This is a genomic window from Fictibacillus enclensis (assembly GCF_001457035.1).
In the GTDB taxonomy this organism is placed as follows: Bacteria; Bacillota; Bacilli; order Bacillales; family Fictibacillaceae; genus Fictibacillus_C; species Fictibacillus_C enclensis.
In genome coordinates, this window is the sequence record NZ_KQ758617.1 from 42,522 (window position 1) to 68,811 (window position 26,290).

The 26,290-nt window shown below is 44.6% G+C and carries 30 protein-coding genes and 2 riboswitches; of the genes, 23 read left to right on the plus strand and 7 right to left on the minus strand.

Annotation, left to right across the window (positions count from 1 at the left end; genetic code table 11):
• Positions 1-137 precede the first annotated feature (137 nt).
• The 14 genes from AS030_RS00295 to AS030_RS00360 all read left to right on the plus strand — a co-directional run bounded on the left by AS030_RS00295 (position 138) and on the right by AS030_RS00360 (position 10,911).
• Positions 138-896 (plus strand): GTP cyclohydrolase II, encoded by a 759-nt coding sequence (locus AS030_RS00295; protein WP_061967110.1) that lies wholly within the window; start codon positions 138-140, stop codon positions 894-896.
• A complete protein-coding gene (gene ribD, locus AS030_RS00300) occupies positions 889-1,983 on the plus strand; it encodes a bifunctional diaminohydroxyphosphoribosylaminopyrimidine deaminase/5-amino-6-(5-phosphoribosylamino)uracil reductase RibD (RefSeq protein WP_061967112.1) in 1,095 nt (364 codons plus the stop codon). The genes AS030_RS00295 and ribD overlap by 8 nt, the downstream gene beginning before the upstream one ends.
• A 16-nt stretch (positions 1,984-1,999) precedes the next feature.
• Positions 2,000-2,566 carry a 5' nucleotidase, NT5C type gene (locus tag AS030_RS00305; protein WP_061967115.1) on the plus strand — a complete coding sequence of 189 codons (567 nt, stop codon included), beginning with the start codon at positions 2,000-2,002 and terminating at the stop codon, positions 2,564-2,566.
• Positions 2,567-2,708: 142 nt separating this feature from the next.
• On the plus strand, positions 2,709-2,960 hold the full coding sequence (locus AS030_RS00310; protein ID WP_061971365.1) for a FeoA family protein: 252 nt from the start codon (positions 2,709-2,711) through the stop codon (positions 2,958-2,960).
• A complete protein-coding gene (locus AS030_RS00315) occupies positions 2,950-3,648 on the plus strand; it encodes a FeoB small GTPase domain-containing protein (RefSeq protein WP_061967118.1) in 699 nt (232 codons plus the stop codon). The genes AS030_RS00310 and AS030_RS00315 overlap by 11 nt, the downstream gene beginning before the upstream one ends.
• Entirely contained in the window at positions 3,645-5,045 is a 1,401-nt protein-coding gene (locus AS030_RS00320) for a nucleoside recognition domain-containing protein (protein WP_061967121.1), read from the plus strand. Before AS030_RS00315 ends, AS030_RS00320 begins: the two co-directional genes overlap by 4 nt.
• A gap of 78 nt (positions 5,046-5,123) precedes the next feature.
• Positions 5,124-5,265: riboswitch (cobalamin riboswitch) on the plus strand.
• 96 nt (positions 5,266-5,361) lie between these two features.
• Positions 5,362-6,441 (plus strand): nicotinate-nucleotide--dimethylbenzimidazole phosphoribosyltransferase, encoded by a 1,080-nt coding sequence (gene cobT, locus AS030_RS00325; RefSeq protein WP_061967124.1) that lies wholly within the window; start codon positions 5,362-5,364, stop codon positions 6,439-6,441.
• Positions 6,428-7,069, plus strand: a complete 642-nt coding sequence (gene bluB / locus AS030_RS00330) for a 5,6-dimethylbenzimidazole synthase (RefSeq protein WP_061967127.1) — start codon at positions 6,428-6,430, stop codon at positions 7,067-7,069. Before cobT ends, bluB begins: the two co-directional genes overlap by 14 nt.
• A gap of 86 nt (positions 7,070-7,155) precedes the next feature.
• Complete coding sequence (locus tag AS030_RS00335; protein WP_061967129.1) at positions 7,156-7,962, plus strand: DUF2971 domain-containing protein; 807 nt, start codon at positions 7,156-7,158, stop codon at positions 7,960-7,962.
• A 130-nt stretch (positions 7,963-8,092) separates the two neighbouring features.
• Entirely contained in the window at positions 8,093-8,752 is a 660-nt protein-coding gene (gene modB, locus AS030_RS00340) for a molybdate ABC transporter permease subunit (RefSeq protein WP_061967132.1), read from the plus strand.
• A 240-nt stretch (positions 8,753-8,992) separates the two neighbouring features.
• Positions 8,993-9,679 (plus strand): zinc metallopeptidase, encoded by a 687-nt coding sequence (locus AS030_RS00345; RefSeq protein WP_061967135.1) that lies wholly within the window; start codon positions 8,993-8,995, stop codon positions 9,677-9,679.
• Between the two features lie 155 nt (positions 9,680-9,834).
• Positions 9,835-10,059 (plus strand): spore coat associated protein CotJA, encoded by a 225-nt coding sequence (locus AS030_RS23300; RefSeq protein WP_061967136.1) that lies wholly within the window; start codon positions 9,835-9,837, stop codon positions 10,057-10,059.
• 6 nt (positions 10,060-10,065) lie between these two features.
• Positions 10,066-10,320, plus strand: a complete 255-nt coding sequence (locus AS030_RS00355; RefSeq protein ID WP_061967138.1) for a spore coat protein CotJB — start codon at positions 10,066-10,068, stop codon at positions 10,318-10,320.
• Positions 10,321-10,341: 21 nt separating this feature from the next.
• Positions 10,342-10,911, plus strand: a complete 570-nt coding sequence (locus AS030_RS00360; RefSeq protein ID WP_061967140.1) for a manganese catalase family protein — start codon at positions 10,342-10,344, stop codon at positions 10,909-10,911.
• 112 nt (positions 10,912-11,023) lie between these two features.
• Here AS030_RS00360 and AS030_RS22775 read toward each other — a convergent pair whose 3' ends face one another.
• A complete protein-coding gene (locus tag AS030_RS22775; RefSeq protein WP_074440424.1) occupies positions 11,024-11,179 on the minus strand; it encodes a YjcZ family sporulation protein in 156 nt (51 codons plus the stop codon).
• Positions 11,180-11,322: 143 nt separating this feature from the next.
• On the opposite strand from AS030_RS22775, the gene AS030_RS00365 reads away from it, so the two are divergent.
• A complete protein-coding gene (locus tag AS030_RS00365; protein ID WP_061967142.1) occupies positions 11,323-12,147 on the plus strand; it encodes an MBL fold metallo-hydrolase in 825 nt (274 codons plus the stop codon).
• Between the two features lie 97 nt (positions 12,148-12,244).
• Positions 12,245-12,619 carry a hypothetical protein gene (locus AS030_RS00370; protein ID WP_061967145.1) on the plus strand — a complete coding sequence of 125 codons (375 nt, stop codon included), beginning with the start codon at positions 12,245-12,247 and terminating at the stop codon, positions 12,617-12,619.
• A 64-nt stretch (positions 12,620-12,683) separates the two neighbouring features.
• On the opposite strand, the gene AS030_RS00375 is transcribed toward AS030_RS00370, so the two are convergent.
• Both AS030_RS00375 and dapF read right to left on the minus strand, forming a co-directional pair.
• On the minus strand, positions 12,684-13,931 hold the full coding sequence (locus tag AS030_RS00375) for an aminopeptidase P family protein (RefSeq protein WP_061967147.1): 1,248 nt from the start codon (positions 13,929-13,931) through the stop codon (positions 12,684-12,686).
• A gap of 187 nt (positions 13,932-14,118) precedes the next feature.
• Positions 14,119-15,087 carry a diaminopimelate epimerase gene (gene dapF / locus AS030_RS00380; RefSeq protein ID WP_061967150.1) on the minus strand — a complete coding sequence of 323 codons (969 nt, stop codon included), beginning with the start codon at positions 15,085-15,087 and terminating at the stop codon, positions 14,119-14,121.
• A gap of 155 nt (positions 15,088-15,242) precedes the next feature.
• Between dapF and AS030_RS00385 the strand changes: the two genes are divergently transcribed.
• The 7 genes from AS030_RS00385 to AS030_RS00415 all read left to right on the plus strand — a co-directional run bounded on the left by AS030_RS00385 (position 15,243) and on the right by AS030_RS00415 (position 23,744).
• On the plus strand, positions 15,243-15,563 hold the full coding sequence (locus AS030_RS00385; RefSeq protein WP_061967152.1) for a thioredoxin family protein: 321 nt from the start codon (positions 15,243-15,245) through the stop codon (positions 15,561-15,563).
• Between the two features lie 422 nt (positions 15,564-15,985).
• Positions 15,986-16,732 carry an oxygen-insensitive NADPH nitroreductase gene (gene nfsA / locus AS030_RS00390; protein WP_061971367.1) on the plus strand — a complete coding sequence of 249 codons (747 nt, stop codon included), beginning with the start codon at positions 15,986-15,988 and terminating at the stop codon, positions 16,730-16,732.
• 88 nt (positions 16,733-16,820) lie between these two features.
• Positions 16,821-16,966: riboswitch (FMN riboswitch) on the plus strand.
• Positions 16,967-17,144: 178 nt separating this feature from the next.
• The gene (gene ribE, locus AS030_RS00395) at positions 17,145-17,792 is read left to right on the plus strand and encodes a riboflavin synthase (protein WP_061967155.1); all 648 of its coding nucleotides are present in this window, start codon (positions 17,145-17,147) and stop codon (positions 17,790-17,792) included.
• A gap of 19 nt (positions 17,793-17,811) precedes the next feature.
• Positions 17,812-19,005: a bifunctional 3,4-dihydroxy-2-butanone-4-phosphate synthase/GTP cyclohydrolase II gene (locus AS030_RS00400; protein ID WP_061967158.1), complete on the plus strand. Its 1,194-nt coding sequence runs from the start codon at positions 17,812-17,814 to the stop codon at positions 19,003-19,005.
• Between the two features lie 19 nt (positions 19,006-19,024).
• Positions 19,025-19,495: a 6,7-dimethyl-8-ribityllumazine synthase gene (gene ribH / locus AS030_RS00405; protein ID WP_061967161.1), complete on the plus strand. Its 471-nt coding sequence runs from the start codon at positions 19,025-19,027 to the stop codon at positions 19,493-19,495.
• 468 nt (positions 19,496-19,963) lie between these two features.
• The gene (locus AS030_RS00410; RefSeq protein WP_061967164.1) at positions 19,964-21,718 is read left to right on the plus strand and encodes an ABC transporter ATP-binding protein; all 1,755 of its coding nucleotides are present in this window, start codon (positions 19,964-19,966) and stop codon (positions 21,716-21,718) included.
• A 4-nt stretch (positions 21,719-21,722) separates the two neighbouring features.
• Positions 21,723-23,744 (plus strand): ABC transporter ATP-binding protein, encoded by a 2,022-nt coding sequence (locus AS030_RS00415; RefSeq protein ID WP_141686997.1) that lies wholly within the window; start codon positions 21,723-21,725, stop codon positions 23,742-23,744.
• 38 nt (positions 23,745-23,782) lie between these two features.
• Here AS030_RS00415 and AS030_RS23305 read toward each other — a convergent pair whose 3' ends face one another.
• From AS030_RS23305 to AS030_RS00430, 4 genes are all read right to left on the minus strand, one after another.
• On the minus strand, positions 23,783-23,944 hold the full coding sequence (locus AS030_RS23305; RefSeq protein ID WP_156412538.1) for a hypothetical protein: 162 nt from the start codon (positions 23,942-23,944) through the stop codon (positions 23,783-23,785).
• 124 nt (positions 23,945-24,068) lie between these two features.
• Complete coding sequence (ymzB, locus tag AS030_RS00420; RefSeq protein ID WP_061967169.1) at positions 24,069-24,404, minus strand: protein YmzB; 336 nt, start codon at positions 24,402-24,404, stop codon at positions 24,069-24,071.
• A gap of 92 nt (positions 24,405-24,496) precedes the next feature.
• Complete coding sequence (locus AS030_RS00425; RefSeq protein ID WP_061967171.1) at positions 24,497-25,000, minus strand: GDYXXLXY domain-containing protein; 504 nt, start codon at positions 24,998-25,000, stop codon at positions 24,497-24,499.
• The gene (locus AS030_RS00430) at positions 24,987-26,228 is read right to left on the minus strand and encodes a DUF2157 domain-containing protein (protein WP_061967173.1); all 1,242 of its coding nucleotides are present in this window, start codon (positions 26,226-26,228) and stop codon (positions 24,987-24,989) included. Before AS030_RS00430 ends, AS030_RS00425 begins: the two co-directional genes overlap by 14 nt.
• Positions 26,229-26,290 lie beyond the last annotated feature (62 nt).

Consider the following 26,290-nt stretch of genomic DNA (forward strand, 5'->3'; position numbering starts at 1 on the left):
GCCGCTTAACAAGCGGCTTTCCTTTTGCTATATACTTACTTTTTGTTTGCTGTTGGTGTATAATCAAGGATAATGTTCAAATAAGCACGCAGACTAATTTTAAACGCGTAACAATAAACAAAAGGGGATTCATCAAGATGGAACAATCACTTCTTAAATCTGATGTTATTTCATTGTTGAAAAATAAAATTGAATTGATTAAAACATCCGAAAACGGGGGCATTTACCTTGTCGGCCCTATTCGCCTTCCGGTTAATCTGTCTGGAGAGACCGTTGTTTTTCAGTGGTATTGCTGGCTGGAGCGGGAGCAGGTTACAGAGAATATTGAAGAAATCATTGAAAAATTATCTTCCACAAACCTTTCTGAATATCAGCAATCAAGCGTGCTGGTTTATGGCGACTTCAAAAACAACGAAGATGCGCTCATCCGCATGCATTCCATTTGCCATACCGGGGATATCTTTGGCAGCAAACGCTGTGACTGCGGTTTTCAGCTGAAAAAATCAATGCAGATGATCAAAAATCATGGAACAGGCGCGCTTTTTTACTTGGCCAATCATGAAGGACGCGGAATTGGCCTGTTTTCAAAAGCCATGGCTTATGTGCTTCAGGAAAGTGGTTATGATACAGTAGAAGCAAATCTGAACCTTGGATTTGTGGATGATTCCCGGAATTATGAGGATGCCATCTCGGTATTAAAAACACTTCGAACCAAACCGGTGACCTTGATCACGAACAATCCAAAAAAGCTGGATGCGTTAAAAAAATCCGGCATGCTGTTTTTAGGACGGACACCGTTATGGGGAGATGAGTCAGAGTATAACGCCAACTACCTGAAGACCAAGGTTTCCCGTTCTGGCCACTTAAAAGAGGAGGAAAGCTGCCCGAATGACTGATCATACCTTTTATATGAAATTAGCGCTTGAAAACGCCAGGGCCATGAAAGGCCAAACCGATCCAAACCCCATGGTCGGTTCTGTTATTGTCAACGAGAACCGAATTGTGGGAATCGGCTCCCATTTAAAGCCTGGAGAGCCTCATGCTGAAATCCATGCGCTTAGAATGGCTGGAGAGAAAGCAGAAGGGGGAACCATTTATGTGACCCTTGAGCCTTGTTCCCATTATGGAAGAACGGGCCCCTGTGCACAAGCCATTGTGAAAGCTGGATTAAGCAAGGTGGTCATCGCAAGTCTGGATCCAAATCCGCTCGTATCCGGAAGAGGAGTTGCTATTTTAAAGGAAGCTGGTATCGAAGTCATCACCGGTATCATGGAGAAGGAATCGCAACAAATGAATGAAGTGTTCAATAAATTTATTGTGCAAAAGCTCCCTTTTGTCACGGTGAAATCAGCTGCAACGCTTGATGGGAAAATCGCCACCGCAACCCACGACAGCAAATGGATTACCGGAGAGGCAGCCAGAAAGAATGTTCACCAGATCCGGAATGAAAACATGGCCATCCTTGTGGGTGTTAACACTGTGATCAAGGATGATCCGGAGCTGACCGCGCGTATTCCGAACGGCCGCAACCCTGTCCGGGTTATACTGGATTCCACCCTGCGAATTCCCGTCTCCTCCAAAGTCGTGCAGGACAAAAAAGCAGAAACCTGGATCTTTACGACAGAACGGGCACGAGAGGAGAAACGCCAAGTGCTGGAAAGTCATGGTGTCTCCATCTTTACAACTAAAAGCCGGGATGGTCGGGTGAATCCCGAAGAGGTCTTACATCTTCTTGGAGAACAGCAAATCTCATCTGTGATGATTGAAGGAGGCGGAGCCGTCAATGCATCTTTCCTTGAGCAGCAGCTCATCGACAAATTCGTGGTTTATATGGCTCCCAAACTCCTGGGCGGCAGCCTGTCGCCCACGTTTCTTGAAGGTCAGGGTGCTGAGCGGATGAGTGGAGCGGTGGATCTTCGCGAGATGACAGTGGAACAAGTCGGGGATGATTTTAAGTTTACAGGATACCCTGTTTACAAGTAACAGAAGGAGCACAATGATGAAATTCGGGTTTGATATTGACGATACGTTGATTAATTTGAGAGGCTATGCCTTTACGGTCTATAATAAAAAATTAAACAAAAACCTGGCGATGGATATTTTCGAAGCATTGAAAACGGTTGAAATCCATGAACCGTTCGGTCTGACGAATGCCGAAGGAAAAGAGATGTGGAACACTTTACGCGAAGAAATCTATTTCTCTGATTGCCCACCATACCCTGATGCGGTAGAAACCTTGCAAGAGTTGAAAGAACAGGGTCATGAAATTTATTACATCACGGCTCGTCCGGGAGAACACGGTGAACGGACGATGAATTGGATGAAGAAGCAGGGATTTCCTGTTGATGGCGATAAATTTTATTGCGGAATGAAGGATCATGAAAAAGTAAAAATCATTGAAGAGCTTGGCTTAGATTTTTATTTTGACGATAAACCAGGCGTGCTCGATACCTTATCATCAGGCTCTTTAAGAGTTGTGGTCAGGGACCAGTCGTACAACCGGCATTTACAAGGGGAACGACTCTCGCATTGGAAAGAGATGAAGACGTTTCTTTCTTCAAAATAACAAAAATAACTGCGGCAATAAGCCCCTGTATATCAGAGGGCTTTTTTTTATTTTTCAAGAAACATTGACAAAACCATTGGATATACATATCATATAAGCAAATGTTGCACTAAGGAAAAAAATAAGGGTGGAGGAAAAAGAAGTGGATGAGACTAACTATATCACTCTTTTTGAAGGGAAGAACGGCGACTTCATACAAATCACCTCCATGGATATCGAAGGTGTGATGAGAAGACGGCTGCTGGATCTTGGATTTGTACCAGGAGCAGTAGTGGAGGTTGTACGAAAGAGCCCGCTGGGCGATCCCATTGCTTTTCGTGTCAGCCAGACAACCATTGCCCTGAGAAGGGAAGAAAGTTCGAAGATTCAAGGGGAGTTGATGAATCGTGACTGAAACGTACCGGATCGCACTGGCCGGAAACCCAAACACGGGAAAAAGTACATTGTTCAATGCATTGACCGGATTAAAACAGCATACGGGGAACTGGGCTGGAAAAACCGTTTCGCTTGCTGAAGGAACATTAAGCCATAGGGGGACAGTCTACCGGCTGATTGATTTGCCTGGAACGTATTCCATCTTCTCGAACTCCCGGGATGAGGAAGTGGCAAGAAATTATATTGTATTTGAAAAACCGGATGTGACACTTGTCGTGGTGGATGCAACCTCTCTGGAACGGAACCTGAACCTTGCTCTGCAAATACTGGAAATGACTCAAAATGTAATTATTTGCATTAATTTGATGGATGAGGCAGAAAAGAGAGGCATCTCGATCAATGAACGATTACTGACCCGCCGTCTTGGTGTTCCTGTCATAAAAATTTCAGCCCGGAACAAAACGGGATTTCCCATGTTGCTCGACACCATCGAGCGCCTGGCAGAGGGCAAACTTGTATGCGAACCCGCGCGGATGACATACGACAAAGACATTGAAACAAAGATCGCTTCATTGGAGCCCCTTGTGGCTGATCTGGTGGAAGATCGCATCTCTTCCCGCTGGGTGGCTTTGCGCTTGTTGGATGGGGATGAATCTCTGCTGGATGAGTTGAAATCAAGGCTGAAGGTAAAGGAGGGATCGGCATGAATACAGAACTGGCAAGTTCAGGTTCTAGAGGAGATTTGAATGCTCTCTATGAAAAGGCACAGCAGCTTACATCACCAGATCTTCGTGATAAAATTGTGGGCAGCCTTTATCAGGAAAGCAAGCGGCTTTGCGAGGCGGGTGTTCATCATTCAAACACCAAACGTGATCGGCGAACGGAGAAACTGGATGCTGTTTTCACCTCTCCCATTTGGGGCTTTCCAATCATGATGGTCATGCTAGGCATTGTTTTTTATCTTACAATCGCCGGCGCCAACGTTCCATCTGACATGATTGCCCGGTTTTTCGGATGGCTCGAAAACTACATTACAGCCTTTTTCCAGTGGATGAGTGCTCCGGATTGGCTATATGGTGTTCTCGTTTTGGGTCTTTATCGCGGCACCACCTGGGTCGTAAGTGTGATGCTGCCGCCGATGGCAATCTTTTTTCCAACGTTCGCTTTGCTTGAAAACTATGGATATTTACCGAGAGTAGCGTTCAATATGGACCGCATCTTCAAAAAAGTGGGCGCACACGGCAAGCAGTCCCTGACGATGGCGATGGGGTTTGGCTGCAATGCTGCAGCAATGATGTCTTCGCGGATAATTGAATCACCGAGAGAGAGGATGCTTGCCATCCTAACCAACAATTTTGTACCATGCAACGGCCGTTGGGGAACACTGATTGTGCTGGCTTCCCTCTTTATGGCGGCAGGATATACAGGTGGAGCCAAGTCCCTTGTTACAACGTCGGTCATTGTTGGCATTGTGTTGTTTGGGATTCTTGTTACCTTTTTGGTCTCCTGGGTATTATCAAAGACGGTTCTCAAAGGGGTGCCTACCCACTACACACTCGAGCTTCCTGCATATAGAAGGCCAAAATTTTGGGAAACGGTCATCCGTTCATCACTTGAGCGTTCATGGGCGGTACTTCTAAGGGCTGTTAAGGTCGCTGCGCCAGCAGGTATACTGACTTGGGTGCTGGCTAATGTTACGGTTGGCGACACAAGCATTCTTATGCATATCGTCAATTTCCTGGATCCTTTTGGACAGATGCTGGGGCTCGACGGCTATATTCTGATGGCATTCCTGATCGGGCTGCCAGCAAATGAAATTGTCCTTCCCATTTTGATTATGGGATATCTTTCTACAGGGGCACTGACAGAGGTTCATAACCTGGGAGATTTGAAACAAATTTTCGTAGACCAGGGGTGGACGTGGCTCACAGCATTGAATACGATGCTGTTTTCATTGCTTCATTTTCCATGCGGAACGACTCTGGTCAACATTTATAAAGAAACAAAAAGCATAAAATGGGCATTTTTGGCTTTTCTCATTCCAACCATGATCGCCATTTTCGTAACATTCGTTATTGCACAAAGTGTGAGAATGCTGGGATGATATAAAAACCAGGACCGTTTGACCGGTTCTGGTTTTTCCTATATCAAATTCTTTAAAGAATTGTTATGATAAAAAAACAATTACATAAAATTTATGAGTGCTCAAGACCAAAAAGGTTGAGAGATAATAGGGAATCCAGTGTAATTCTGGAGCAGCCCACGCTACTGTAAAACCAGTTAAACCGGTAAGCCAGGAGACCTGCTTATAAATCTTGATTTCTGTGTCTTCGGTGGGAAGAAAGGGATAGTGTACGTTAGATCAAAACCTTGGCGCCTGCAGTCAAGGTTTTTTGTTAAATTGGAAGGGAGAGAAAAGGATGAATAACCATTGGAAAAATGCCCGTATTCCGGCAATCGATGAAAAGATGGGAAGTGCTGCACAGACCTACATTCATTCATTAACAAAACCGGTTGGCAGTCTTGGAAGGTTGGAAGCTTTGGCGGTGAGTCTTGCCTCTATGACGAAAGAACGTTTTCCAATTGTATTTCCGCCGGGTGTTCTGATTTTTGCTGCTGACCATGGCATCGTTTCAGAAGGAGTGTCAGCCTATCCCCAGGAAGTAACGAGCCAGATGGTGCGTAACTTTTTGAATGGCGGAGCTGCAATCAACGTGTTCAGCAAACAAATCGGTGCCAAGTTGAACATCGTGGACATTGGAATAGCCGCTGATATTGACAGCCAGACCCTGATTTCCCGAAAAGTACGTTATGGCACGGCCAATTTCCTTGTGGAAGATGCAATGACCCGGGAGGAAGCCGAGCAGGCTGTGGACGCGGGGTATCAGACGGCAAACGAAATGATTAAAAGTGGAGTTAAGTGTCTTATTCCGGGTGAAATGGGGATTGGCAATACGACGGCGAGCAGTGCCGTAGTCGCGGTGGTGAGCGGTGAAACAGTCGGAACACTGGTTGGGACAGGCACCGGCATTAAAAAAGAGAAGCTGCAGGTCAAAAAAGAGGTCATTCAAAAGGCGCTGGAGCTGAGGAAACCGAATGCGGATGATCCGGTTGATATTTTATCCAAAGTGGGAGGGCTGGAGATTGCCGGAATGGCCGGAGCCATGCTGGCAGCATCCTCAAGCAGAATTCCCATTTTGGTGGATGGCTTTATCGCGAGTACGGCTGCCTTAATCGCAAAGATGATATGCAGCCGTTCTGCTGATTATATGATCATGGGTCATCGCTCGGTTGAACCCGGCCATAAGATGTTGATAAAGCTGCTTGATAAGGAACCGATTCTGGATTTAGGCATGAGGCTGGGTGAAGGGAGCGGTGCGGCGGTTGCTTTTCCCATTCTTTTGTCGGCCTCACTTATGATCAATGAAATGGCGACATTCGAGACCGCTCAAATATCGGCCAATAACCAGGAAGGAGAAACACGCCTTGTTTACAAATGATGAAAAAGAAGCTGTCTATAAAGTCATTGCTGCTCGAAGGGATGTCCGGAGTTTTTTGCCGGACCCTGTTCCGGATGAAGCCGTTTATTCTATATTACAAGCAGCCCATCAAGCTCCGTCTGTTGGTTTCATGCAGCCATGGAATTTTATTCTGGTCACCTCGGAAGAAGTAAAGAATCGTTTGGCATGGGCCGCCGACAAGGAAAGAAGAGCCCTGGCCATACATTACGAAGACGATTCGCGGTCATCCATGTTTATGAATCTGAAAATAGAAGGAATAAAAGAAGCACCTTTAACGATTTGTGTAACTTGTGATCCTACGCGGGGCGGCTCTCATGTTCTGGGCAGAAATTCAATTCCTGAAACCGATAGGATGTCCACGGCTTGTGCTATCCAGAATATGTGGCTGGCATCCTGTGCAGAAGGATTGGCCATGGGCTGGGTCAGCTTTTACAAAAAGGCAGATATCCGTGATATTTTACATATTCCACCCCACATTGAGCCAGTGGCGCTCCTTTCCCTGGGATATACGGAAGATTATCCGCAGAAACCCATTCTCGAAACGGCGAAATGGGAAAACAGAAAAGAACTGGATTCCTTGATTTATTCTGACCGGTGGGAAGGATAAACAGGAAAGGTAACCTGTTATAAAAGGCAACCACCAAGCATAATCATAGACCATGTGCAGAAAACATATGAAGGAAGGACTGCCGTATGAGTGAATACTGGGCGGAAAAAGCTTTGGTTAAATTCCAGTCTCAGTTTGATCAAAATACGACCTACAACATAAAGAAGAGCCAAAGATTGTCCGGCAGCTCAAAGATATGGAAGTATATGGATTTCGCCAAGTTTGTCGGTATGCTTTATCAAAAATCGTTGTTCTTTCCGAAACCGTCCCTTTTTGTGGACAATCATGAAGGCAGTTATTCTGCCCTGGACGTAAATAATATCCTCAATGATCCGCTGTCTTACCTTACCGTGCCGGTGGATGAAAATCTCTCAAAAGCCGAGAAAAGAAGACAACTCCATGAATATATCAAGCAGATGCATGATTATGTCGGGGTCAATTGCTGGCATTTGAACGAAGAGGAATCAGCGGGGATGTGGAACCTGTATTTGAAATCGGATGAAGGAATTGCCATCTGTTCCACACTTGATAAGCTGTTTACCAGCATCAATGACAAACGTTTTCGGACATATGTCGGGCAGGTTCAATACATTAATTTTAATTCGGAAATGGCCAGTCTGAACCCCTATGAAACGTTATTCTATAAACGGAGGTCTTTCAGCCATGAAAATGAAATCCGGCTGCTTGCCTTCGATGATCCAAATCATCGGAGATTCAATCATAAGGACGGGGCCTATGTCGATTGCAATTTACACACGTTAATTGACGAAGTGTATGTGTCTCCCACCAGTCCGGAGTGGCTGAAGGAAGTGGTCCAGTCGGTGCTTGAAAAATACAGGCTTCCGTTTAAGCCGGTGATCAAGTCTTCCTTGTATGAAAGTCCCTTCTATTAAAAAAGACAGCATTGGCTAAGCCGATGCTGTCTTTTTGTTGCCTGTGGGCTTTTTCGTTATAATGGAGGTTGAATATATTCTTTGAAATCTAGTACATAAGTGGTTTGATGCTTAAATCTAAGGAGAACCTATGCTAGCAAACATTTGGCCGCCGATCTATTTGTCCATTACCGTTGCGGCTTCCGCATGGATCATTGTTATACTGTCAGGCGTACTGCTGGGGAAGGCAATGGCAGGCAAGTCGTTTAAAGGGAAACTCATTATTGAAACACTATTAATGCTTCCTCTCGTTCTTCCTCCAACCGTCATCGGGTTCCTTCTCATTATTGTCTTTGGAAAACGAAGTCCGGTTGGCCAATTTATAGAATTATTGTTTCAGCAGCCTGTTATTTTTACCTGGTGGGCCGCAGTGCTTGCCTCGAGTGTCGTTGCCTTCCCGCTCATGTACCAATCGGCAAAGACCGGGTTTGAAGCCGTTGATCATGATATTGAGAATGCCGCCCGTGTGGATGGAGCAGGGAAATGGAATGTTTTTTTCTTTATTACAATTCCTCTTTCCTACACGTCCATTGTTTCAGGAGCCATATTAAGCTTTGCGAGAGCGCTTGGAGAATTTGGAGCAACCTTAATGTTTGCAGGTAACATCCCCGGGCGCACGCAGACCATTCCGACCGCAATCTATCTTGCCATTGATTCAGGCGACATGAAGGAAGCCTGGATTTTGGTTCTTGCCAGTATTGTCATTTCTTTTGCGATGCTTACAGCAGCATACCGAATAAAACGTTACTGAAAAGAGGGGCTCCGGCCGTTCTTTTTTTGTGTAAAAGTTGAAACCTTCCCTTCCTTTTTTCGTATATAACGGTAAATGCAGCAGCAGAAAGGCAGATTATGATCAAAGAAATTGTCTCAATACTAAAAAATGACACTGGTCCGACTTTAGCAGACGATGTGTGGAAAAGGAATTGAAAGGAAAACTGCTTACCGTGACGGAATAAGCTTTTTGTCAATATGGAGGAGGAGTAATAAAAAAATGTTTTTTCATCCGATGGATTTTCTGATTATTATTGCGTTTGCCATTTCATTATGGGCCCAATTTAAGGTAAAAGGAAATTTCAAAAAGTGGTCGGAAGTTAGTGCCTATTCCGAAAGAACCGGGGCAGAGGTGGCACGGTCCATACTTGATCAAAATGGGCTGTCACATATACCGGTAGAACCTGTGCCGGGAATGCTGAGCGATCATTATGATCCCGTTTCAAAAGTGGTACGTTTATCCGAACCGGTGTATTACGGCGATTCGATTGCCTCCGTTTCGGTGGCTGCCCATGAAGTGGGGCATGCGGTTCAGCACAAGAATTCCTATGGAGCCCTTGTTTTCCGCCATCGCATGTTTCCGCTTGTTAACCTTACTTCAGGTATTGCGCCATTTTTATTGATGGGTGGGCTCTTGCTTCAGCAATTCCAATTAGTTGGAGTGGGTATTGTATTGTTTTCATTTGCGGTTCTTTTTCAGCTCGTTACCCTTCCGGTAGAGTTTAATGCGAGTTCACGGGCAAAACACTATTTGCTGGCTGAAGGATTTATACGCAATGATGAGGAACGCGGTGTAAATAAGGTGTTGAATGCAGCTGCCCTGACCTACGTGGCTGCCGCCCTCATTTCGTTATTGGAACTGCTGAAATTTGTGATGATCTTTTTTCAGGGACAGCGCGAAGAATAAGAATTGTATTGAAGAAGCTCCCTATCAAGGGAGCCTTTTTATATTAATTATAAATAAGTAGTTTAAAGGATTTCCAAGTGTGGGATACATAACTGAACCATGCAGTTATCAAAAGGTAAAGCAGTAACCAACTATTTTTATAGGAGGTTTTATTTTTGGCTAAAAACCAGGTTTACACCAAATCCTATCACCCCTACCACAGCCCTGATGACCCTTGTCCGGATCCCGGCGAGAAGCATTATTCAACTCCTCCCCATCTTTACATGGGATTCCAGCCGGAAAAACTCCCGCAGTATACACCAAAAGAAGCTTTGCAAAAAGGCACCTTATGGCCCGCCTTGTATGATCCGTATGAAAAAAATCAAAAACTGAAGGGGTGAAGAGTGATGCCGAAGACGTTGCCTAAGGAATACTATTCGATGCTTGAAGAGATACAGGCCGTTGATTTTGCAATCACCGAGCTCAACTTATATTTGGACACCCACCCTGAGGACCAGGATGCGTTTAAACAGCTGACAGAGCTTTCAGAAGAAAAGCAAAGGCTGCTGAAGCCTTTTGAGAAGAAGTTTGGGTCCATACGGGCGGACGGAATGGATGACCATTGGACATGGAGCAAAGGGCCGTGGCCATGGCAGGTTTAAAACTGAAGGGGGAGATCCGTAATGTGGGTTTATGAAAAGAAACTGCAGTATCCGGTAAAAGTAAGCACCTGCAATCCTCAGCTCGCCAAGTTTTTGGTGGAACAATACGGAGGAGCAGACGGGGAGCTGGCAGCAGCGCTTCGTTATTTGAACCAGAGGTACACCATCCCCGATAAAGTGGTTGGCCTGCTGAATGACATAGGCACCGAAGAATTTGCCCACCTCGAAATGATCGCGGCCATGGTTTATAAACTAACAAAAGATGCAACGCCTGAACAGCTGAAGCAGGCAGGATTAGGTGATCATTATGTGAATCACGGAGAAGCCCTGTTCTACTCCAATGCTGCTGAAGTGCCGTTCACCGCGACATATATCCAGGCAAAAGGAGATCCCATTGCGGACCTTTATGAAGATATTGCCGCCGAAGAAAAAGCAAGGGCCACCTATCAATGGATCATTGATATGTCTGATGATGTGGACTTGAACGACTCCCTTCGCTTCTTGAGGGAAAGGGAAATTGTGCATTCCCAGCGATTCCGCGAAGCGGTGGAAATCTTAAAAGAAGAGCGGGATCGAAAGAAGGTATTTTAACCAAACAAAAAAAGATGTTTCTCTCACGAGAGAAACATCTTTTTTAAACCTGCAATTTTCGGGCACAGGACAAGTTTCCCCGTGCTTTTTCTCATTAACGGTAAAACTTGGATTAATAGATCCCGCCGTAACCGATACCGCCTGCGCCAAATCCGGCACCATAACCACCGAACCCGCCGCCGCCCCAGCAAGCGCAACCGACGATAACCAAAAGAATAAACAACACGACGATCAAGGCGAAAATTCCGCCGCCACCAAAAAATCCCATAGTTTACACCTCCTCAAACTTAGAATATGATGGCTTGGCTTTATTGGTTTAGGCAAGACATGAAATGTGCCGATGCCTTGGTGGTATTGGATCTGTGGTTGGAGGGATGAGCTTTTATCGTAACGACGACAAGGAGGCTGAGCATGAAAGAATCTTTTATTCCGGTAACATCAATCGCAAGCGGTATTGGCCTGGAGGTTATGCCTGATCTGTACTATTTTCCCGTACAGATTGTTAACGTTATATTTGCAGGAACCCAGGATGAATGGGTATTGATTGATGCCGGCATGCCAAAAACAGCGGATAAAATTTCAAAAGAAGCCGAAAAACGATTTGGAGAGGGAACACGGCCTAGAGCCATAATCCTTACACATGGACATTTTGACCATACCGGGGCTTTAAGGGAATTAGTGGAGAGATGGAAGGTGCCGGTCTACGCCCACAACCTTGAATTGCCTTATTTAACGGGGAAGAAAGATTATCCAGAGCCTGATTCGTCTGTTGGTGGAGGACTTGTTTCAGGCATGTCTCCCATGTTTCCGACGGAACCGCTTCATCTTGAAAATGATGTGTCACCTTTGCCTGAAGACGGAACGGTTCCCTTTATGAACGGCTGGCGATGGATCCATACGCCAGGCCATACACCGGGGCATGTCTCCTTCTTCAGGGAAAGTGATGCCTCGCTGATTGCCGGGGATGCGTTTGTTACCGTTCAGCAGGAATCTCTGTACAAGGTGATGACTCAAAAACAGGAAATCAGCGGACCGCCCAAATATTTAACAACAGACTGGGAAGCGGCGTATGAATCAGTTAGGAAATTGAATGATTTAAATCCCCATCTTGCCGTGACAGGCCATGGTCTTCCGATGGCCGGCCAGCTTCTTGGGACGAGCTTGAAGAGACTGGCTGACCGGTTCTATGATTTAGCTGTTCCCGCGCATGGAAAATACGTTGACCGGGATGATTGAGAGCAGAAACCTTACGGATGGGTCAAACAACCATTTTGGTAACCACCCTTGTCTTACGTGAATAATCTGGCTATATACCACACAAGGAGGATCTACTTTGTACGAAAACTACAGCAATATTCACCCAGGCTATCACATGCCGAAAGACAACAAAGCGATGCATCATCACCATCATCATCATCATGGCCACAAAGAAAATTGGATGAAGATGTGCAAGCAGTACGCAGGGGCCAACTGTGAAATTGAAATGTCAGATGGAAAGATCTATCAGGGCAGAATCCATAGCCACGATAATGATAACATCTATCTGGTCATGCCTATGCAGAACAGGGATGAAGCGGCAGAACGTTTCTTCCCAGGCTTTGGTTTGGGATTTGGCTTTCCGTTTTTCGCAGGCCCGTTTTTGCCAGGTTTCGGTCTGTTCGGTTTTCCATTCTGGGGTTTCAGAGGATTTAGACGTTTTTGGTGGTAATCAGTAGATAGATTGACGGATAAAAAAAGGAGTCACAGACCATGTTGTCTGTGACTCCTTTTTCTTATCGATCAGACATGAACGCTTCAATCTCGTCCGTGGTGCGGATGATATCCGCGGACAGGTTCTCATATCCGTCTTCTGTGACCAGGATGTCATCTTCAATTCGTATACCAATCGCTTCTTCTGCGATATAAAGTCCGGGTTCAATAGTGAGCACCATCCCCGGCTCAAGCACCCGGTTCTTGTAGGACCCAACATCATGGGTATCAAGCCCAAGGAAATGGCTTACGCCGTGATAGTAGTAATTGGAGATTTCAGATGTTTCTTTTATTAATCCGATCTTCATGCATTCTTCGGCAAGGATGGCTTTTGTACGTTCGTTTAATTCGGCGAATTTCAGTCCGGGTTTAATAAGAGAGGTGGTTTCTCTTAAAGCTTTCAGCACGATGTTGTAGAATTGTTTTTGCCGCTCAGTGAATTTTCCATCAGCCGGGAAAGTGAAGCTGATATCGGCGTTATAGTAGTCTTTTTGTGCACCAAGGTCAAGCAAAATCAAGCTGTCCTTTTCAATGTGCGAATCATTGTTTTCGTAGTGCAGTACAGTCGCATTTTTTCCGCTTGCCAGGATGGTGTGAAAAGCAAAGTCCTTCACTCCGGCCGTTTTGAGGACAAAGTTAAAGTGCGCCTCCAGCTCATTTTCCAGCATGCCGGACCCTGCGTGCTTCATCACATTGTAGATGCCGTCTTTAGTAATTTGAATCGCTTCTTTGATCTTTTCAATTTCCTCGGCTGTTTTGAATACCCGCAATTCAGTAATAATGGGATATGCATTTCGAATCGCAACTTGCGGGTAATGCTCCTGAAGATGCTTGGCAAAGAGGGAGGCTTTGGACTGCCATCCTTTGAACTCCCGTTGCTCCAAATCTAGAAATACAGTTTGTACCTGCTCGGTAAACAAGGTCCGGCCCATCGAAGATTCGAAGTTTTCAAGGTATTGGACCTGCCCGATTCCCGAGACTGCTTTCGCTTCTTCTTGTGAAATGGTAACGCCAACCCACTTTTCCATTACCGGATCCGGCTTTTCAATAAAAAGTGTCTCTTCAACAGTTCCGGCTGTCTTCTTAATCACAAGAATGACGTTCGGACCGTCAATGCCTGTGTTGTAATAAAAATTTCGGTTCGGGGTGAACGGATAGCGCTCATCTGCTGATTTATAAGGAGCTTCACCGGCAAACAAAACAGCAGTGCTCTCATTTGGAAGCTGTGCGGCAAGCTTTTTTCGGTTCTCGGCATAAAATGATGGTTTCATAGGATCCTCCTTTTTTGTAAAACTGACTGACTAGTTTATTTAATTGTATTTTTTATGCAATTTTTCGTCAATGAGTTTATGAAATATTTTCGGGCAAAAAATGATCTTTTTCCTGTGTCGGTCCGTTAGCTTACTAAATAGTTTGTGTGCTAAAAAAGACAGGATCCACAAACAGGACCCTGTCATTCTATTGGACATTATTCGCGTAGGCTTCAAGCTTCCGGTAGCTTTCTTCTTCGTGCGGAAATTCTTCTTCCAAATGGAATTCCGAGTTTACGGGTTTGCTGAAGTCAAAATCAAGTGTTCCTGAGAAAACATACGTTGCATTCCCCTTGAGAAGAACGGAATAGCCTCCTTGTTTGAGATAATTGACTTTGCAGCGAACCATTCCGCCGTTGTTCAATACGGTGATTTCCTTTTCCGGATGATTAATGCCAAGCAGGCAGGTAATGAGGCTTGAGGCGGACATGGCTGTTCCGCAGGAATTGGTGATCCCTACTCCGCGTTCATAGGTCTGGACAAAGATCGTTGAATCGCCAAGGTCTTTTACAAAGCTCACGTTTACGCCTTTTGGGAACACATCCTTAATCTCATTGGCTTTTTTTCCGATTTCCGCTACCTGGTTTTCACGTATTTCATTTACCAGCGTAATAATATGGGGATTGGGCATACTGACAGCTGTAAACGTTAAGTCGGGTGAAAGTTTTGGTATAACGGTGTTCTGGAGCGTGTTTTCGCTATGGATAACGGGCAGAGTGGAAACATCAAAGGAAACTGGCCCGATCAGTACTTCAAAGGTTTGGATATCTTCATAAATGCTGTCCGTCTTTTGAACATTCAAGTTGGCTTTTTGCGTTTCAACCACAGCATGATCTCTTCCAAGAAGTTCCGTAATGTATCTTCCTGCAATGCGCAGGCCGTTTCCGCACATTTCCGGTTCCGTGCCATCTGAGTTAAAAATCCGCATTCGGGCATCCGCATTATCGCTTTTTTGGATAAAAAGAATGCCGTCTGCACCGATAGAGTGGTCGCGGTCACAAAGCGTTCTGGTCAGAGAAGTCCGCTGTTCATCATTTAATCCATAATCATGGCTATATTCATCAATTAAAATAAAATCGTTATAGGATCCATGTGTTTTCAGAATGTCGATCTTCATATGTTGTCGTCCTTTCGTTTCACTGTGTTTACTAGTATCATACCAGTAATCATGGAAAAATGTTAATATCATCATTTGGAAAGTGCATTATATTTCGTGTGGTGAACATGGCATGTTATATAATAGAAGTAAGAGTAGAAAGGGAGGTTATTTTAATGAAAGAAGTTCAAACGTTAGAAGAATTCAATGAGATTATTGCCGCAGATAAGGAAACGATCATGATTTTTACAGCAGGATGGTGCCCTGACTGCAGGCGCCTGGAAGTATTTCTTCCTGAAATTCTTGAAGAACATAAGGATAAAGCTTGGTATGAGGTTGATCGGGACAAATTTCCTGAGCTGGCAGAAAAGTATGAAGTGATGGGAATTCCAAGCCTGTTATTGTTCAAAGGCGGAGAAAAGCTGGCTCATTTGCACAGTGCAAACGCGAAAACACCAGAGGATGTTCGTGCGTATCTGGAAAGTCTCCCCGTTTAATCTGATCCCTCAAGCTGCGTTGCAGTTGAAAGTTTAGCTGCTTAACGCAGCTTTTTTTTTGTCTCTGACATGGGTAAAATGAATATATAATCATGTTTTAATAGCTAATGCCCGTTTCCATGTTTAACAAAGCGAATGATCCTAAGATCCAAATGGTTACTATTCAGGATGTAGATATCCTCAAGCACCTTGGGATTATTATGGAAAAGCAAAAATACAGAACATATGCCGTCAAAAAATTTATCCAGCACCTTCTGCAATATTAAACCTATAATCAAAAGGCATGATGGGCATTTCTTTTATGTATCTTACGAATGATGCCGCCAGAGGTCGCTTAAGCCGCTCTGCTTTTCGTTTTGATTAATCTTATGCTAGATTAGGTAACATAAATGATGTATCCAAAAGGAAAGGGTTTGAGCAGAATGAACGAAACGATAAAGAATATTCTTTCTCACCGGTCGATCCGCCGTTTTAAGGACGAACCGATTGAGCAGGAGACCGTGGAAACACTGATTCAATGCGCTCAGGCTGCATCTACTTCAAGCTATCAGCAGGTTTATTCGATTATTGGCATTGAAGAGCAGAGCATCAAGGACAAGCTGGCTGAGCTGGCGGGCAATCAAACCTATGTATCCCAAAATGGATATTTCTTTGTTTTTTGCCTGGATTATCACCGCCATCAATTGATGGCACAAATCGCCGGACAAAATGTCGATGATACGATTAAATCAAAAGAAGGTTTTATGGTCGGAATGATCGATGTTGCGCTTGCGGCCCAGAATGTGGCGGTGGCAGCAGAATCACTTGGATTAGGCATCGTTTATATCGGCGGCATCCGCAATAATCTGCCGGAGGTTTCAGAGCTTCTCCGCTGCCCCGATCATGTGGTACCCTTGTTCGGTATGGCTGTCGGCCATCCCGATGCTTCTCCAGGATTGAAGCCACGGTTGCCTCAGGCCGCAGTTTTCCACAAAAACCAGTATGTTGAAGATGAAAAAGCTCTTCCGGTCCTTAAAGAATTTGAACTTCAGTCCGCCGAGTATTACAGAGAACGCACGGGTGGAGCTCGAGATGAAGGCTGGGCTACACAAATGGCCAGAGTGATGAGCCAGCCCAAACGAACGTACATGAAGGAATTTATTGAATCCAAGGGCTTGGATAAGCAATAAACGCAGTGAATTGGCGAGTTTGAGATTTGATATTTGTAACGAGCGAAAAAGAAAGGTATACTTACATTATGCAAGTAATTAAATATTATATTTCCTTCGGGGTCGGGTGAAATTCCCAACCGGCGGTGATGAGGTGTAATCCTCTTAGTCCGTGACCCGGACGCTTTTTTAGCGGACGGTGGATCTGGTGAAATTCCAGAGCCGACAGTATAGTCTGGATGGGAGAAGGAATGACGAAATGCTTTTTTGGACTGCTTTTTTAGAAGTACACCAAAGGCTTATTTCGACATACTGTTTATTGATATGATGAGTATTTTCAGAATGCAATAGATAGAAACCCCCGGGAGCTTAATGACTTTCGGGGGTTTTTTCATTCCTTGAATAAAAGAACAGCACAGCAGGAGGTGAATCGATGTTTACTGGAATTGTCGAAGAATTAGGTACAATCGAAGGAATTAAAAAAGGCAACGAAACCATTGTATTAACCATTTCCGCTTCAAAAATTCTTAAAGATGTCCAGCTTGGGGACAGCATCTCCGTCAATGGCGTTTGTTTAACGGTGACCACCTTTTCCGAGAAAAGTTTTACCGTTGATATTATGCCCGAAACCTATCGCAGCACAGGGCTGAAACTTCTATCCTTTGGCTCCAAAGTAAATCTGGAACGGGCCATGTCATCCGGAGGGCGGTTTGGAGGACATTTTGTCAGCGGCCATATCGATGGTACCGGCGAAATTGTTCAAAAACGTCCCGAGAAGAATGCTATCTATTATGATATAAAAGTGCCAAAAAGACTGTTGAACTACCTGTTGCTGAAAGGATCAGTGGCGGTGGATGGAACAAGTCTGACCATTTTTGGTTTGACGGATGATACGTTTACGGTCTCATTGATCCCTCATACCGTTTCCCATACTGTATTAGGTGATAAAGCCAAGGGGGATTCGGTCAATGTGGAATGCGACATGCTTGGAAAGTATGTTGAAAAATTTATCACAGGCAAAAAAGAAGAAAAACAAAAATCAGCCATAACACTGGAATACTTAGCAGAGCATGGGTTTTAAAGCAGAGGAGGGATGATTGATGTTTCACAGTATAGAAGAAGCGATTGAGGATTTGATTAACGGCAAACCTGTCATTGTGGTGGATGATGAAGACAGAGAAAATGAAGGAGACTTTGTCGCCATCGCTGAAAAAGTAACACCTTCAACGGTTAACTTTATGGCAACTCATGGAAGAGGACTGATTTGCGCTCCGATTGACGAAAATCTTGCAGCTAAGCTGGAGCTGACACCGATGGTCACCAATAACACCGATCCCCATGGGACTGCCTTTACGATCAGCATTGACCATGAAAGCACAACAACAGGCATCTCGGCCGCTGAACGGGCCATTACCATTCAAAAAATGGTGGAAGAAGGTGCGAAGGGACCTGACTTCAAGCGTCCCGGCCATGTCTTTCCTTTGATCGCCAAAAAAGGAGGCGTGCTGAGGAGGGCAGGACATACGGAAGCGGCCGTTGATCTGGCTCTGTTAGCAGGCGCAAAACCGGCAGGAATGATTTGTGAAATTATGAATGCAGATGGAACCATGGCAAGGGTGCCGGAGCTGCAAAAATTGGCACTCGAGCATGATCTGAAATTCATTACCATTAAAGACCTTATTCAATACAGGAACCGGAAAGAAAAAATGGTTACAAAAGAAGTCGAAATTAAATTGCCGACGGATTTCGGAGATTTTACTGCCATTGGCTTTTCCAACCTTATTGACGATAAAGAACATGTGGCATTGATTAAAGGAAGGATCGATCCAGACCAGCCGGTGCTTGTAAGAGTGCATTCAGAATGCCTGACCGGCGATGTGTTCGGCTCTCATCGCTGTGATTGCGGTCCGCAGCTTCATGCGGCGCTTCAGCAAATCGAAGAGGCTGGTTCAGGTGTATTGCTCTATATGAGGCAGGAAGGACGTGGAATCGGCCTGTTGAATAAGATGCGCGCCTACAAGCTTCAGGAAGAAGGCTTGGACACGGTAGAAGCCAATGAAAAGCTAGGCTTTGCACCAGACCTTCGAAACTATGGCATCGGCGCACAGATCCTGAAGGAACTCGGCATAAAGAAAATGCGTCTTTTAACCAACAATCCTCGCAAAATTACCGGTCTTAAAGGTTACGATCTTGAAGTGGTTGAGCGAGTGCCCATTCAGATGCCGGCAAATAAAGACAATGAAAAATACTTAAAAACAAAGAAGATGAAACTGGGGCACTTGCTGCAGTTCTAACAGAGGAGGATGCACAACAATGGGAAACATTTTTGAAGGAAACTTAATCGGAACAGGACTAAAAGTAGGAGTCGTCGTAGGCCGGTTCAATGAATTTATTACAAACAAGCTGCTTGGGGGCGCACAGGACGCACTGAAACGTCATGGTGTGGAAGAAGAGAATGTGGACGTCGCGTGGGTTCCTGGTGCTTTTGAAATTCCTTTGATCGCCAAAAAAATGGCCGATTCCGGAAAGTACGACGCAGTGATCACGCTTGGAACAGTTATTCGCGGATCTACTCCCCACTTTGATTATGTTTGCAACGAAGCGGCAAAAGGTGTTTCAGCAGCTTCACTTCAGTCAGGAATCCCGGTCATTTTTGGTGTTTTGACCACTGATTCCATCGAGCAGGCCATCGAACGTGCAGGAACGAAGGCTGGTAACAAGGGCTGGGAAGCGGCTGCTTCTGCCATTGAGATGGCCAACTTAAATCGCCAATTTAATTTTTAAGTATAGGAAGTCCGCCTCTGGCGGGCTTTTTATTTTTGTGAATTGTTAGAAAATATACACTATTTTATATTGACACTTTAATTGAAATAGTGTTACTATTACTGAGGTCAAATGGAATTACAATTTATTGAAAGGATGGTTGTGTCATGAAAAAGACTATGAATGATTTACAGCATTTAACCAACGGCTCTTTTTCAATTTCATATGGTGACCGGCCATTCCGTAATAACGCATAATCTATAGACACACGGCCGCGCTTTTTCCTTTGTGACGTGACGTGTCTCTAATTTTTAGCATATCGCCTCCCTGAGGCGGTATGCTTTTTTGCATTTGGGGTTCTATTCACCGTTCATATAAAGGAGAGATGCAAAGATGAGATTAGTAACAGTAGTGAGATTAAAGTGGCAGCTTCATTTGGGCTCAGGGTAGCTTTCGTATCAGAGGATTCAGGATGAGAGGAGTGAAACGATGTTTTCTGTTTTAAGCAAATTAGGATGGTTTTTTAAAGAGCACTGGAAACGCTATTCGATAGCGGTTGTTTTATTAATCGTGGTTGGCATTCTAGAGGTTATCCCTCCAAAGATCGTCGGAAATGCGATTGATGCCATTAACCTGGGCAACTTGACAAAAGAAACACTGATCCAAACGATTTTAGTGTATACCGGTTTATTGACCATTACCTATATTTTAACGTATTTCATGATGTATCAGTTGTTTGGCGGGGCATTTGTTGTGGAACGGATCCTCCGCTCCAAATTTATGAGACATCTTTTAAAAATGACTCCATCGTTTTATGAAAAAAATAAGACAGGAGATCTCATGGCTCGGGCAACCAACGATTTGAAGGCCATTTCAGTTACCGCAGGGTTCGGAATTCTCACCCTTGTGGACTCGAGTGCATTTATGCTGGTCATTTTGCTTACCATGGGGTTATTTATCAGCTGGAAACTGACACTCGCGGCTGTTATTCCCCTGCCTCTGATGGCCATTGCCATGAATCGGTACGGAAAGAAGGTTCATGAACGGTTTCTGCTGGCACAGGATGCGTTTGGAGACATGAATGATCAGGTGTTGGAGAGTATTTCGGGAGTGAGGGTAATCCGTGCTTACGTAAAAGAGCAGGAAGATATGGCCCGCTTCCAAACTCTCACGGATGATGTCTATGGAAAAAATATCGCTGTTGCCAAGGTGGATGCGTTGTTTGAGCCAACCATTAAAGTGCTGGTTGGGATCAGCTATTTGATTGGATTAGGATATGGCGCATACCTTGTTTTTCACAACACCATCACTCTTGGACAGCTTGTCTCCTTTAACGTTTACCTTGGAATGCTGATATGGCCGATGTTTGCTGTTGGCGAATTGATCAATGTCATGCAACGTGGAAATGCCTCTTTGGACCGGGTGAACGAAACACTTGCCTATGAACCGGATGTAAATAGCCATCCCCACCCGATAAAGCTCGATCAGCCGGGAACCATTCAATTCCACAATGTATCGTTTCGATATCCGTCATCAGAAAGAGATAATTTAAAAGAAATTCATGTAAGTGTTAAAACAGGCCAGACGCTTGGCATTGTCGGACGAACAGGAAGTGGAAAAACAACGCTGTTCAAGCAGCTTCTTCGTGAGTATCCGCTAGGAGAGGGAACCATTAGTATCTCGGAAATCGATCTGGCCCAGCTTGCCATAGAGGATATTCAGGGATGGATCGGCTACGTTCCGCAGGAAGCTACCCTTTTTTCAAAAACAATACGAGAGAATGTGCTGTTTGGGAATAGCCAGGGGACGGAGAAGGAGCTTCAGCATGCTCTTAAAATGGCAGCTTTTGATCAGGATGTGAAGTATTTGCCGCAAGGACTCAATACCCTGGTGGGGGAAAAGGGCGTCGCTTTGTCAGGTGGCCAAAAACAACGGGTTTCCATTGCCAGGGCCCTTCTCATCGACCCCGAGATCCTGCTGCTGGATGATGCCCTTTCAGCAGTCGATGCAAAAACGGAAGCAGCCATCATCACAAACATAAGAAGAGAGAGAGCAGGGAAAACAACGTTGATTACAACCCATCGGTTATCAGCGGTGGAACACGCAGACTGGATCATCGTGATGAATGATGGGAAGATAGCCGAAGAAGGAACACATACCGAGCTTCTGGAGCAAGGCGGCTGGTACAGTGAACAGTATGAACGGCAAAAGGTCGAAGAACGTCTCGATGAAAGGGCGGTGTAAAAACGTGAAGCCTGGAAAACGATTATTTCAATACGCCTTAATTTATAAAAAAAGCTTTATAATTGGGCTTCTTCTGCTGGCTCTCGCGGTTTCCGCAGAGCTTACCGGTCCTTTTATAGCAAAACGGATGATAGATGTACACATTTTGGGCATAGAAAAGCCATGGTTTGAAACCAGGTCGGGTTCAAAAAACACGGTAGCTTTTCTGGGCAAGCAATATAAAAGGGAAGACCGGCTGCTGCCGGGTGAACGCAAGGGAAGGCAAGTCAGGATCACCCAGATCGGAAGAAGTTATTATTTCATTCCACAGCCTGCCAATATTAAAGGGGAGAAGAAATACAACAACCATAAAATTACCGTTTCAAATAAAGGTGTTACAAAAGAATACCCGGCAGTACTCATAAAAAACAAGGATCTTTTCAACTTCTACAAACCTGAGATTGGAGGACTCGTCAAACTGACCGGTTTTTATTTTATTCTGCTATTGTTTGCGAGTATCTTTCAATATGGTCAGCATTATATGCTGCAAAGCTCGTCCAACCTTGTGATCAAAAAACTGCGTCAGGATGTTTTCTCGCAAATACAGCGGGTGCCGATTACGTACTTTGACAATCAGCCTGCTGGGAAAACAGTGTCACGGGTAACGAATGATACGGAAGCGATTAAAGAATTATTTGTAAATGTACTGTCGAACTTTTTTACTGGAACCATCTATATGGCGGGGATCTTCACAGCTCTCTTTATCCTGGATGCCCGTCTCGCCCTGATCACCATGGTTTTGGTTCCTATTCTCCTTGTATGGATCAAGCTGTACAGAAAAGTCGCTTCTAAGTATAACCATATTATCCGTTCCACCCTGAGTGATATAAACGGTATGGTCAATGAGTCCATTCAAGGGATGACGATCATCCAGGCGTTCAAGCGGCAAAAAGAGACGGTTAAGGAATTTGAAGACATGAACAAAACGTATTATTCCTACCAGAACAAGCTGCTAAGCTTAAACGGCCTGACGTCCCATAATCTTGTAAGTGTTCTTAGGAACCTGGCGTTCGTAGCTCTGATCTGGTATTTCGGGGGGGCTTCTTTAAAGGCGGATGCCTTGATTTCCGTTGGTGTTCTGTATGCTTTTGTCGATTATTTAAACCGCTTGTTCCAGCCCATTACCGGGATGGTGAATCAGTTGGCACAGCTTGAACAGGCACTCGTGTCGGCAGAGCGCGTGTTTGTACTGCTCGACGAGCCAGGAATGGATGTGGAAGTGAAAAAGGCGCCGCGCTATGATGGGAATGTTTCCTTCAATGATGTAAGCTTCGCGTACATTGAGGGAGAAAATGTGCTCAACCATATTTCCTTTGAAGCAAAGCAAGGAGAAACCGTGGCGCTTGTCGGCCATACCGGATCTGGAAAAAGTTCCATCATGAACCTGCTGTTCCGTTTTTATGATATTAAGCAGGGAAAGATAATGATTGATAACAAAGATATCATGACGATGCCCAAGCAGGTTGTGCGTGAGCATATGGGCATTGTTCTGCAGGACCCGTTCTTGTTCAGCGGTACGATTGCTTCCAACATTAGTCTTGATGATCCTTCCATCACCAGGGAAAAGGTAGAAAAAGCGCTCACGGATGTAGGAGCCATGCCGTTTGTACAAAACCTTCCCGGCGGTCTGGATGAACCGGTTATCGAAAAGGGGAGCACCCTTTCTGCCGGGCAGCGCCAGCTTCTGTCTTTTGCCAGAGCACTCGCCTTTAATCCGGCCATTTTAATTTTGGATGAAGCCACAGCCAGCATTGATACTGAAACAGAAGCCATTATCCAAAGTGCGCTTGAAGTGCTCAAGCAAGGTAGAACGACCTTTATTATTGCCCATCGCTTGTCCACAATCAAAAATGCAGATCAGATTTTGGTCCTCGACCGCGGCAGAATTATGGAGCGGGGAACGCATCAGTCTCTGATGGAAGCGGGCGGACGTTATTATCAGATGTACCAAATACAGCAGGGGCAGCAGACAAGTAAAGCAGTATAATACAAAAGGGAGCCATTGAGGGCCCCCTTTTATTATATCTATTGTGCTGTTTTTTGTTCAGATGCTGCTTTTTCTGCTCCCATGATCTGTACTTCATGTTTCTGGACGGAAGTTTCATCATGTGCATTTGAAACGGATGAACCTCCCAAGGCTGTGGACATACCGCCGATCACGATTTTCTTTTTCCAATCAGGATGCATGCATACCCTCCTATTTAATGTGAAGAAAATCCGTTTTGAAAGCAATACCTGTTGTTAGAATATTTTAAACTATTTTACAACTTATATGACGAAAAAGCAAAAAAAGAACCCTCTGCGGGTTCTTTTACGATTTCATGATGGCATACTGCCCTCTGCTTGTTTTAAAGGTTATGATGCTTTGATCTGTATTGATTTCCTCAATGCCATCCAGCGGCACTTCGTACAGAACAGAAGGAAGCTCTGTTTTTTCGCCATCCTCGGTACTGTAGGCCGTGCCATGAAGGAACATGACATTGTCTGCAATGTAGTCATCAACAGAATCCCGCTGTTCAAAGGTGGCTTTTTCCAGTTGAATGTTGATTTGATCCAAATCTTCATTTTCTTCTTTTCGAATGGTAATCTGATTTCCTGCCCAGTCGTTTATTGTATTTTTAATATCAATGATTTTCATTTCACTCATTTGGGTCACCTCTCTAACAATGTACCCCTATTGCACAAGAATAAACCATTCGGATAGGAGAATGACTGGAAATGATGCGGACTGTAGCGGTCTTACTTTTCAGTCTGGATTTTCTGAATGACACCTTTGCCCCATGGCGCGACTTTTACTGCTACGGAGTATTCCTGTCCCGGTTCTTCAAACTTCTTTCCTGTATTTTCTTCGACATAAAAACGTTCCAGACCATATTCCAAATGAAGCATCCCAACCATTGAGGGGGTAGCCTTTGCTTTTAAGTAGACCTGGCTGCCTGAAACATCAGGAGAATGATTTGTTAACTTTTCAATGTGGTACTTCCCTTTTTCCAGAGCAAGAACCACATATACTGGTGTTGGCTCTTGAATAGGCTTTCCTTTCCAAAGGGAATCGGGAGCGTCACTGATTTCGTAATTCAAGGAAACATAGTCCCCGGAAAATACATCCGATGGGTCTACAGGCTTTGTTTTCAGATGGATCTCCTTGCCAAAATAATCAACTCCATAATAACTTCCGGCTATTCCGAGCAGAACGAGGACCTGAAGAATGATTAAACCAATCCACCATTTATTTTTTTTCATGTGGGGTCCCCCTTTCCTCTAACACATCTTTTTTCTTTTTCTGCAAAAAGAAGTACAGAGCAAACAGAAGGATTCCGCCAATCAGGAAGAATAGGGATTTCGGCATAAACGACCACGCCAAATTAATGTAAGCAATAAAGGTGACGAGCAAAAACAAAATGATGCCCCAATTGATCTGATATCGCTGTTCTGTCCGGTACCCTTCGGACAGCAGCAATCCGGGAAAAACGAAAGCAACGATTAAATACAGGATTCCCACCGCCAGATTTCCGGTGAAGGTGGACAGATAAAACCAGGGAATAAATAAAATGCCGCTTTTTAGTAATGCTCGCAAGGTACCTTTTTTCATTCTCGAATAAATAAGGAAAGCAGCTAAGAGAATAAAAATAAGTAAAAACCAAAGCGGCTCGGGATAATCAAAGGTATCCGATGGTGTATTCGTTAATGTAAAGTACAGCACCAGATTTATCCCAAATGCCGCTGCAGAAGCAAAAAACTTAAGGGAAGATCCAAGGCCTTGATCGAGCCATTCTGACAGGCTGTAAACACCGAGAAGAATAACGATCAGCCATAGCCAGTTTTCATCAAGGGTTCCTGCCAGGAAAACAAGATGCAAAATAAACCCGGCGGCAAAAAAGCGGGTATACAGACGGTTCTTTTCGTTCAGGGCCAACCAGCCCAATCCAAGTCCGAACAAAATCAGGAGCACATAGCTGTAGCTGGAGAACTCAGTCTGGGCGTAAATTTGCCCGCCGGTTAAAATGGCAAAGGTAAGAAAAAATAACAGCCTTCCATTAAGGAAGTACAGATAGATCAAGGCAGGCACGGACCAGATAATAAAGGTGCGTGCGTCATATGAAACAAAGTGGTACGTTTGGCCCAGCAGGATCAGAGATGCTCCAAAAGAGGCTATTCCAAGGCCAATACACGAATGTCCCAGAGCTTCCTTACCTTTTTGAAGAAATATATGGCCCAGCCCATAACTGGTACATAAAACGGCGATCAGCAATATCAGCCTGAAAGGAGGAGTAATGCCGCTCCAATTGGCTGCAATAAAGGACAAGATTCCGAGGGCGATCAGAATACTTGCGAAGATCGGTATAAGACCGATGCCCCGCTGTGAATGATTATCCTTATATTTTGCCACTATAAGACGGTATTGCTCTTCGCTGATAATATTTTCCGCTACCCATTTTTTTCCTTCTTTTTCTAACCATTGATCATTCAATGTTTCACCCCGCCTCTTTTTTATGGGAAAATTATAATTGCTGATTTATGTAAGGCTGATTT

Bases quoted from the DNA above. Each gene is read 5' to 3' on its own strand.
- AS030_RS00335 (WP_061967129.1), top strand. From the start codon at position 7,156: ATGAGTGAATACTGGGCGGAAAAAGCTTTGGTTAAATTCCAGTCTCAG.
- AS030_RS23305 (WP_156412538.1), bottom strand. From the start codon at position 23,944: ATGCATCCTGATTGGAAAAAGAAAATCGTGATCGGCGGTATGTCCACA.
- AS030_RS00385 (WP_061967152.1), top strand. From the start codon at position 15,243: ATGAAAGAAGTTCAAACGTTAGAAGAATTCAATGAGATTATTGCCGCA.
- AS030_RS00425 (WP_061967171.1), bottom strand. From the start codon at position 25,000: ATGAAAAAAAATAAATGGTGGATTGGTTTAATCATTCTTCAGGTCCTC.
- AS030_RS00305 (WP_061967115.1), top strand. From the start codon at position 2,000: ATGAAATTCGGGTTTGATATTGACGATACGTTGATTAATTTGAGAGGC.
- AS030_RS00410 (WP_061967164.1), top strand. From the start codon at position 19,964: ATGTTTTCTGTTTTAAGCAAATTAGGATGGTTTTTTAAAGAGCACTGG.
- AS030_RS00345 (WP_061967135.1), top strand. From the start codon at position 8,993: ATGTTTTTTCATCCGATGGATTTTCTGATTATTATTGCGTTTGCCATT.
- ymzB (WP_061967169.1), bottom strand. From the start codon at position 24,404: ATGAGTGAAATGAAAATCATTGATATTAAAAATACAATAAACGACTGG.
- ribD (WP_061967112.1), top strand. From the start codon at position 889: ATGACTGATCATACCTTTTATATGAAATTAGCGCTTGAAAACGCCAGG.
- AS030_RS00375 (WP_061967147.1), bottom strand. From the start codon at position 13,931: ATGAAACCATCATTTTATGCCGAGAACCGAAAAAAGCTTGCCGCACAG.
- ribH (WP_061967161.1), top strand. From the start codon at position 19,025: ATGGGAAACATTTTTGAAGGAAACTTAATCGGAACAGGACTAAAAGTA.
- AS030_RS00295 (WP_061967110.1), top strand. From the start codon at position 138: ATGGAACAATCACTTCTTAAATCTGATGTTATTTCATTGTTGAAAAAT.
- AS030_RS00365 (WP_061967142.1), top strand. From the start codon at position 11,323: ATGAAAGAATCTTTTATTCCGGTAACATCAATCGCAAGCGGTATTGGC.
- AS030_RS00320 (WP_061967121.1), top strand. From the start codon at position 3,645: ATGAATACAGAACTGGCAAGTTCAGGTTCTAGAGGAGATTTGAATGCT.
- AS030_RS00360 (WP_061967140.1), top strand. From the start codon at position 10,342: ATGTGGGTTTATGAAAAGAAACTGCAGTATCCGGTAAAAGTAAGCACC.
- AS030_RS00400 (WP_061967158.1), top strand. From the start codon at position 17,812: ATGTTTCACAGTATAGAAGAAGCGATTGAGGATTTGATTAACGGCAAA.
- modB (WP_061967132.1), top strand. From the start codon at position 8,093: ATGCTAGCAAACATTTGGCCGCCGATCTATTTGTCCATTACCGTTGCG.
- AS030_RS00355 (WP_061967138.1), top strand. From the start codon at position 10,066: ATGCCGAAGACGTTGCCTAAGGAATACTATTCGATGCTTGAAGAGATA.
- cobT (WP_061967124.1), top strand. From the start codon at position 5,362: ATGAATAACCATTGGAAAAATGCCCGTATTCCGGCAATCGATGAAAAG.
- nfsA (WP_061971367.1), top strand. From the start codon at position 15,986: ATGAACGAAACGATAAAGAATATTCTTTCTCACCGGTCGATCCGCCGT.
- AS030_RS22775 (WP_074440424.1), bottom strand. From the start codon at position 11,179: ATGGGATTTTTTGGTGGCGGCGGAATTTTCGCCTTGATCGTCGTGTTG.
- ribE (WP_061967155.1), top strand. From the start codon at position 17,145: ATGTTTACTGGAATTGTCGAAGAATTAGGTACAATCGAAGGAATTAAA.
- dapF (WP_061967150.1), bottom strand. From the start codon at position 15,087: ATGAAGATCGACATTCTGAAAACACATGGATCCTATAACGATTTTATT.